Genomic DNA, 7,863 nt, shown 5'->3' on the forward strand with positions numbered 1-7,863 from the left:
CGGCGCAGCCCGCCCGTCCTCCCCAACCCGGCGTGCCGCCCCGGTCATCCGGCCGAAGTCCCGCGCGACGACCGCGGACGTAGTCCGTGAAGGGCTCCTTGAGGGAATCAGATTCCCGCAAGGAGCCCTTCACGGACCGGACGCGCCCGGCGCCGGTTTCGGGGCAACGCGGCCCGGACGTGGCAGGCTGTGCGGGTGACCGGACCACTCGCTCTCCTCGATTCCGCGAGCCTCTACTTCCGCTCGTTCTACGCGCTGCCCGATTCGATGACCGCGCCCGACGGGACGCCGGTCAACGCCGTGCGCGGGTTCACCGACACGATCGCGCGCATCCTGACCGACCGCCGTCCGTCGCGGCTGGTCGCCTGTCTCGACGCCGACTGGCGGCCGAAGTTCCGCACCGATCTGCTGCCGAGCTACAAGGCGCACCGGGTCGCCGAGGCCGGGGACGGCGGGGCGGACGTCGAGGAGGTGCCCGACACGCTGACCCCGCAGGTGCCGATCATCCTGGAAGTGCTGGAGGCGTTCGGGTTCGCCGTCGCGGAAGCGGCCGGGTACGAGGCGGACGACGTCATCGGCGCGCTCGCGACGCGGGAGAAGGACGCGCCGGTCGAGGTGATCACCGGCGACCGCGACCTGTTCCAACTGGTGCGCGAGGAGCCGACGCCGACGTCGGTCGTGTACGTCGGCAAGGGCTGGGCGAAGGCGGAAGTGCTGGGGCAGCGGGAAATCGCCGAGAAGTACGGCGTTCCGGTCGAACAGGCCGGGCCCGCTTACGCCGACATGGCCGCCCTGCGCGGCGACCCGTCGGACGGGCTGCCCGGGGTGGCCGGGATCGGCGAGAAGACCGCGGCGAAGCTGATCACCCAGTTCGGGTCGCTGGAGGAACTCGTCGCCGCGTCCTCGGCCGGGGATTCGCGGGTGCCGTTGAAGACCCGGCTGCGGCTCTCCGACGCCGCGGACTACCTGGCCGTCGCGCCGACGGTGGTGCGGGTCGCGGTGGACGCGCCGGTCGAGCAGTCCGGGCCGGACGCGGTGCCGACCGCGCCCGCCGATCCGGAGCGGGTGGCAGAGCTGGCCGAGCGCTGGAATTTGGGCCGTTCAGTGGAGCGGTTGCTGGCGGCGCTGCCGGGAGCCTGATCGCCGACGGCCTAGGTTCCCGAAGGTGGAACCTAGGCCGCTCAACGGAATCGCGGCTTCAGAAGTGCGTGCCGGTCCAGGGCTGGGTCCCGGTCCGGAACAGCGCGTCCACGCGGGCCAGCGTTTCCGCGCTCGCACCGGCGATCCGGCCCGACAGAGCGAGCGGACCGGCTTCCCACGCGCCGAGGTACAGCATCGCCAAGGTGTCGACGTCGAGCCGCAGATCCGCCTCGGCCTCCGTGCGCTCGACCCCGCTGCTGCTGACCCGGTAACGGCCGCGGTTGTCCGGCAGCATCCGGTCGTTCACCTCCAGCACCACCGGTTCCGGCGACCCGTAAGTGCGTGCGGCGAGCGCTGCGGGCACGTCGATCAACCGCAGCCACAGTTCGTCGTCGAGGCCGGTCGTGTGCACCCGGCGCGGGTCGACGAGCAGCAGGCCCACCGGATCGTCCACCGGACGGTTGCGCGCGTGCACGACCTCGATCAGGTCGACCGACAGCAGGAACCGCCACAGCCCGGCCAGCGCTTCCGGGTTCGCCGCGTGCAGCTCGTGGACTTCGAGCGCCGCGCCGCGCTCCGGGTCGAGGTAGCTGTTCTGCGGCACGACGTGGAACACCGCGAAGCCGTCGTCGCCGTTCGGTCCAGTGTGGACAGCGACGCGGTGGTTGCCGCCGTCCGGATGGAGGTGCCAGTTGAACGCGATCGGCCACCAGAGTTCCGGGCGGGCGATCATGCCGGGGCGGTGGGTGTCGATTCGTTGGTACAGCGAGGGAATCGTCGCGATTGCCTCGTCGGTGGCGAGCAGCCGGACCCGGCCGGGGAGGTCGACGTTTTCGCGCAATGGGGCGGGTTGCTTGATCTGCAGGGTGGCCATGCGGGTCGCGACGCCGTAGCCGAAACGGCCGTAGATCAGCGCTTCGCTCGCGTGCAGTGCGGCGACGACGTGGCCGCGCCGCACGAAGTCGTGCAGTTGCCGGTCCATCATCGCGGTGAGCACGCCGCGGCGGGTCCAGTCCGCGCGGACGCCGACGCCGTCGACCGCGCCCATCGGCACCGCGGCGCCGCCGGGGACGGTGAGCGTGGTGGCGAACGAGCTGGCGATGCCGATGGCTTCGCCGTCGTGGAACGCTCCGGTCCGGCCGTCCGCCGTCCAGGAGTCGCCGACCTTCGCCCAGCGCTCGTCCGAGGGCGGGTTTCCGTGCAGGGAACGCACCAGAAGGTTGAAGGTCTCGCGGCTTTCGGCGTCGGTGATCTGGCGTACCACGTAGTCGCTCATGACCCGATTGAACCAATGCGGCCGCCGCGCGGCCATCGGATTTACCGTGGCCGAATCACTGGGGCGGGTCGACGCGGTACTTGCCGTCCGCGCCGGTCACCGTGATGGGGACGTGTTTCGTCGCGCCCGCGATGTCCACAGTGCACTGGAACCGCGAGCCGTCGGCGACGGGCTGCCGGTCGGGGCAGGACACCGTGCCGACGTTCGTCATCTTGTAGTCGGTGGTGAGGAGCCGGGTGACGGCCGAGGCCATCACCCGGGAATCGAACACCCGCATCGCTTCCGACGAGCTGGGCGCCGACGACGACGCGACGCCCGGCTCCGCGGGGCTGTTCGGCGTGACGGTGACGGTGTGGACCGGAGGCGGGGGCGTCCCGCTGTCGCAGCCCGCGGCGGCGAGCATTCCCAAGCCGCACAACAGCAGCACCGGCACGGCGCGCATGAAACCCGCTCCTCTGCGCGAAACGTCTGGTCAACGGTCAGAAGAACGTACCGCACCACACCGATTCGCGCGTGCCGAAGAGAACGTCGGCGGCCTCGGGCGCGGCCGGGTCGAGCACCTCGATCCGGCCGGTGCCGGCGAGCGCGGACGCGCGCCACGTGCCGAAGTACAGCATCGCGAGCGTGTCCGCGGAGAGCCGCAGCGCGGGTTCCGCGTCCGTGCGCGAGGCTCCGTCCGGCCCGATGCGGTAGCGGCCGTCGTTGCCGGGCAGCGACCGGTCGAACACCTCGATGACAACGGGCTCGGCCGGGCCGTAGGCGCGGGCGGCGAGCGCGGCCTGCACGTCGACCAGCCGGAGCCAGCATTCGTCGTCGGTGCTTTCGGTTTTCGCCATCCGGGGGTCGGCGAACAGCAGCGCGTGCGGTTCGTCGAGCGGGCGCATCGCGAGGACGATCTCGTCGACCAGGTCGACCGACAGCAGGAACCGCCACAGTCCGGCGAACGCGGCCGGGTTGGCGTAGTGGAACGCCATCACGTTCAGTTTGGCGTGCTCGTTGGCGTCTTCCTCGACGTAGTAGGTCAGAAACCCGTCGTCTCCGTCGGGGCCGCGGTGCACTGCGGTCTGAAGCAGCTTCGCGCGGCGACGCAGCGATGCCTCGTACGCCGGCCAGTAGACCTCGGACCGGGTCATCGCGCCGACGCGGCCCATCGCGGTCGCGGCATACAGTTCCGGCCACTTCGGCGCGGCCTCGTCGACGCCGAGGACGGTGACCTCTCCCCCGGCCGGCACGTCCGGGCGCAGCTGCGCCCGGTGCCGGTCGACCACGACCCGTTTGGCGAGGGTCGCGACACCGTAGCCGTAGCGGCCGTAGATCGCGCCTTCCGACGCGTACAGCAGGGAAAGCGCGACGCCTCGTTCGGCGAGGTCCGCCAGTTGCGCGGCCTGCAGCGCGCTGAGCACGCCGCGCCGGGTCCGTCCGGCCCGGACGCCGACGCCGGTGACCGCGGCGAGCGGGAGCCGCGCGCCGCCGGGGACGACCATTTCCGCGTCGAAGGACCGGGCGGTGCCGATCAGGTCCGGTTCGAAAACGCCCCAGCTGCGCTCGGCCTGGTACGCCTTGGAGACGCGGTCCCAGTCCTCGTCGGTGCCGGGCTGGACGTGCAGCGCGGCCCGGAACAGGTCCCAGGCCCCGCGCTGCTCGTCGGGACGGAGGATGCGGACGGTGCGGTCGCTCATGCCCCGATCATCGCGGGGGCGGCCCCGCGATCGCCACTGAATTGAATCGGGTCACTTGGCGGCGGGCGGCGAGACCTCGTAGTTGCCGTCGGTGCCCTTGACGGTGATCGGCACCTGCTGGGGTTTGCCGTTGACGGTGGCGGTGCATTCGAATTTCGCGCCGTCCTCCACCTTCTGCTCGGCCGGGCAGGTGACTCCGCTGACGCCCTGGATCTTGTAGGTGTCGGTGAGCATCTTCGCGACGTCGGTCTGCATCTGGTTGTTGTTGAAGACCTGGGTCTTGAAGAAGCCGGGCGCGACGAAGCCGAGGATCGCCACGACGGCCACCACGACGACGAGCGCACCGATCCCGATGAACAGGCCCTTCTTCGACCCGCCCGAGGATTCCGGCGCGGCTCCGCTGGGCTGGCCGTAGTCGTACTGGCCGGGCTGCTGACCGCCGTACTGCTGTTGCTGCGGTTCGCCGTACTGCTGCTGGCCATAGGGCTGTTGCGGCTGTTGCGGCTGCTGCCCGTACGGCGGCGGCTGCTGGCCCCACTGGGGTTGCTGGGGCTGCTGCTGTTGGGGGTAGCCGCCCGGCTGCTGGCCGTACTGCGGGTCTTGACCGTAGGGCTGCTGCCCGTACTGCTGGGGCGGGTACGGCTGCTGCTGCGGCCCGCTCTGCGGGTACGCGCCGCCCGGCTGTTGCCCGTATTGCGGGTCCTGGCCGTAGGGCTGTTGCCCGTACTGGGGCTGCTGCCGCGGGTCGTTGCCGCCATACGGCGTGCTCATCGTTGGCCTCCGCCTTCGTGTGTCCGCACCCGCGGGCCGGGCCGGGGGTGTCGTGCGCGATCCAACCACAGGTCTGGACCTGGCACACGTGTCCGCGCGCAGTCGCTGCGAAGGTGTGCCCAAGTGGTCATGCCGCGCCCGCGGCCACTACGCCGCGGCGCAGCGCCCGGACCGCCTGCGCAGCCGCCGAACCGACCGGGTCTTCCTTGCCGAGGACGTCGCGGATCTGGTCGAGCAGGTCGATGACCTGGCGGCACCAGCGGACGAAGTCGCCCGCGGACAGCTCCTGTCCGTTGGTCTCGGCCGCGGTGAGGACCTTCTCCAGGGATTCGCCGCGCGCCCAGCGGTAGACCGGCCACGCGAAGCCGGCGTCGGGTTCGCGGGTGCGGTCGAGGCGGTGGCGGCGTTCGTCCTCGGTGAGTTCGACCCACAGCCTGCTGGTTTCCTGCCACGCGCCGGGGACCGCGCCGCCGGGCAGCCGGGGTTCGCCCGCGGTGTCGCGGCGGGCCTCGAACACGAGCGTGGACACGACGGCGGCGAGTTCGGCCGGGCCGAGGCCGGTCCAGACGCCGTGCCGGATGCATTCGGCGGCGAGCAGGTCGGATTCGCTGTAGAGGCGGGTGAGGCGGCGGCCGTGTTCGGTGACGCGGTCCTCGCCGTCGCCGGGGCGGACGTAGCCGCGTTCGCCGAGCAGCCGCAGGATCCGGTCGAACGCACGGGCCAGGGAGTGGGTGGTGGCCGCGACTTTCCGTTCGAGCTGTTCGGTTTCGGCGGAGAGCCGCTGGTAGCGCTCGACCCAGCGGAGGTTGGCCTCGCGTTCGGCGAGGCCGTGGCAGGGGTGGGCGCGCAGGGCGCGGCGCAGCGAGGCGAGTTCGGCGTCGTCGGCGGCCGCGGTGCGGCGGCGCTGGCGGCCGGGCAGGGCGATGCCGGCGTTGCGCAGCGACGAGGCGATGTCGCGGCGGGTCTTGGGCGAGCGCAGTTCGATGTGCTTGGGCAGCTTGATCCGGCCGAGCGCTTCGACCGGGGCCGGGAAGTCGGCGACCGACAGCGGCCCGGACCAGCGGTCCTCGGTGACGACGACCGGGCGCGGTTCGCGGATCGGGTCGAGGCCGGGGTCGACGACCACGGCGAGCCCGGCGCGGCGGCCGGCCGGGACCGGGATGACGTCGCCCTTGCGCAGTTTCTCCAGCGATTGGGCGGTTTCGGCGCGGCGGGAGGAGGTGTTCTGCCGCGACAGGGTCTTCTCGCGGGCGGAGATCTGCGCGCGGAGTTCGACGTACTCGAGCATCTGCTCGAAGTCGCCGGAGATCGCGTCGGTGTAGCCCTTGAGGGCTTCCTTGTTGCGTTCGATCCTCCGCGCGGTGCCGACGACCGACCGGTCGGCCTGGAACTGCGCGAACGACTGTTCCAGCAGGTCGCGGGCGGCGTCCGCGCCGACCTGGGCGACCAGGTTGACCGCCATGTTGTAGCCGGGGCGGAACGACGAGCGCAGCGGGTACGTGCGGGTGGAGGCGAGGCCGGCGACGGCCTTCGGGTCGACGCCGGGCTGCCAGGAGACGACGGCGTGGCCTTCGATGTCGATGCCCCGGCGGCCGGCGCGGCCGGTGAGCTGCGTGTACTCGCCCGGCGTGAGGTCGACGTGCGCCTCGCCGTTGTATTTCACGAGCCGTTCGAGCACGACGGTGCGGGCGGGCATGTTGATGCCGAGCGCGAGAGTTTCGGTCGCGAACACGACCTTGACCAGGCCGCGGACGAACAGTTCCTCGACGGTTTCCTTGAACGCGGGCAGCAGCCCGGCGTGGTGGCCGGCGAAACCGCGTTCAAGCGCCTCGCGCCATTCCCAGTAGCCGAGGACGCCGAGGTCGCCCTCGGGCAGTTCGGCGGTGCGGGCGTCGACGATCCGGCGGATCTCCTCGACTTGTTCGGGGCCGTTGAGCCGCAGGCCGGAGCGGACGCACTGGGCGACCGCGGCGTCGCAGCCGGCGCGGGAGAAGATGAACACGATCGCGGGCAGCAGCCCGGCGTGGTCGAGCCGTTCGACGACGTCCACGCGCGACGGGGGCCGGAACCGGGGCCCGCGCGGCGGGGCTCCGCGGCGGCCGCCGCGCGGTCCGCGGAAGTTCGGCGCGAACCGGCCCATGTCGTCGGTTTTGCGCAGCAGCGTGGGGTTGATCCGCAGCTGCTCCCCCGGGTCGGCCTCGTTCTGGCCGGCGAACAGGTCGAGCAGCTGGTTGCCGACGAGCATGTGCTGCCACAGCGGGACCGGGCGGTGCTCGTCGACGACGACGGTGGTGTCGCCGCGGACCTCGACGAGCCATTCGCCGAATTCCTCGGCGTTGCTGACGGTGGCGGACAGGCCGACGACGCGGACGTGTTCGGGCAGGTGGAGGATCACTTCCTCCCACACCGCGCCGCGGAAGCGGTCGGCGAGGTAGTGGACCTCGTCCATGACGACGTAGCCGAGTTCGGGGATCGAGGAGCTGCCCGCGTAGAGCATGTTGCGCAGCACCTCGGTGGTCATGACGACCACCTGGGCGTTGCCGTTGATCGAGGTGTCGCCGGTGAGCAGGCCGACGGCGTCGTTGCCGTAGCGTTCGACGAGGTCGGCGTACTTCTGGTTCGACAAGGCCTTGATCGGCGTGGTGTAGAAGCATTTGCGGCCCTCGGCGAGGGCGAGGTGGACGGCGAACTCGCCGACCACGGTCTTGCCGGCTCCGGTGGGGGCGCAGACCAGGACGCCGTGGCCCTCTTCGAGCGCTTCGCAGCCGCGGATCTGGAAATCGTCGAATTCGAAGGCCGATTCGGCGGAAAACCGGGTCAGCTGGGGATGCTTGGCGCGGCGACGGGAGGCAGCGTAGGCCTCGGCCGGCGATGGTGAAGGGCTAGTGGCCACCCGGTCAGGGCAGAATTCGTCGAAGTAGTCGACATCCCGGCCGGGCTCCGGGGAATGCAGTTCCGCCCCCATCTCCTCGGCGAAAACCCGGTATCGCAGTTTCT

6 protein-coding genes are annotated in these 7,863 nt (G+C 71.3%); 1 reads left to right on the forward strand and 5 read right to left on the reverse strand.

Going from position 1 to position 7,863, the window contains the following annotated elements; genetic code table 11:
* The first annotated feature begins 195 nt into the window (after positions 1–195).
* Positions 196–1,140: a 5'-3' exonuclease gene (locus tag ACWDNU_RS44400; RefSeq protein WP_370937205.1), complete on the forward strand. Its 945-nt coding sequence runs from the start codon at positions 196–198 to the stop codon at positions 1,138–1,140.
* 58 nt (positions 1,141–1,198) lie between these two features.
* On the opposite strand, the gene ACWDNU_RS44405 is transcribed toward ACWDNU_RS44400, so the two are convergent.
* From ACWDNU_RS44405 to ACWDNU_RS44425, 5 genes are all read right to left on the reverse strand, one after another.
* A complete protein-coding gene (locus ACWDNU_RS44405) occupies positions 1,199–2,416 on the reverse strand; it encodes a GNAT family N-acetyltransferase (protein WP_449673262.1) in 1,218 nt (405 codons plus the stop codon).
* A gap of 55 nt (positions 2,417–2,471) precedes the next feature.
* Positions 2,472–2,858 (reverse strand): DUF4333 domain-containing protein, encoded by a 387-nt coding sequence (locus ACWDNU_RS44410; protein ID WP_449673263.1) that lies wholly within the window; start codon positions 2,856–2,858, stop codon positions 2,472–2,474.
* A 37-nt stretch (positions 2,859–2,895) separates the two neighbouring features.
* Positions 2,896–4,095: a GNAT family N-acetyltransferase gene (locus ACWDNU_RS44415; RefSeq protein ID WP_449673264.1), complete on the reverse strand. Its 1,200-nt coding sequence runs from the start codon at positions 4,093–4,095 to the stop codon at positions 2,896–2,898.
* Positions 4,096–4,146: 51 nt separating this feature from the next.
* A complete protein-coding gene (locus tag ACWDNU_RS44420; RefSeq protein WP_449673265.1) occupies positions 4,147–4,866 on the reverse strand; it encodes a DUF4333 domain-containing protein in 720 nt (239 codons plus the stop codon).
* A 127-nt stretch (positions 4,867–4,993) separates the two neighbouring features.
* On the reverse strand, positions 4,994–7,831 hold the full coding sequence (locus tag ACWDNU_RS44425) for a DEAD/DEAH box helicase (RefSeq protein ID WP_449673266.1): 2,838 nt from the start codon (positions 7,829–7,831) through the stop codon (positions 4,994–4,996).
* Positions 7,832–7,863: the final 32 nt, after the last annotated feature.

This window comes from Amycolatopsis sp. NPDC003676 (assembly GCF_053587275.1).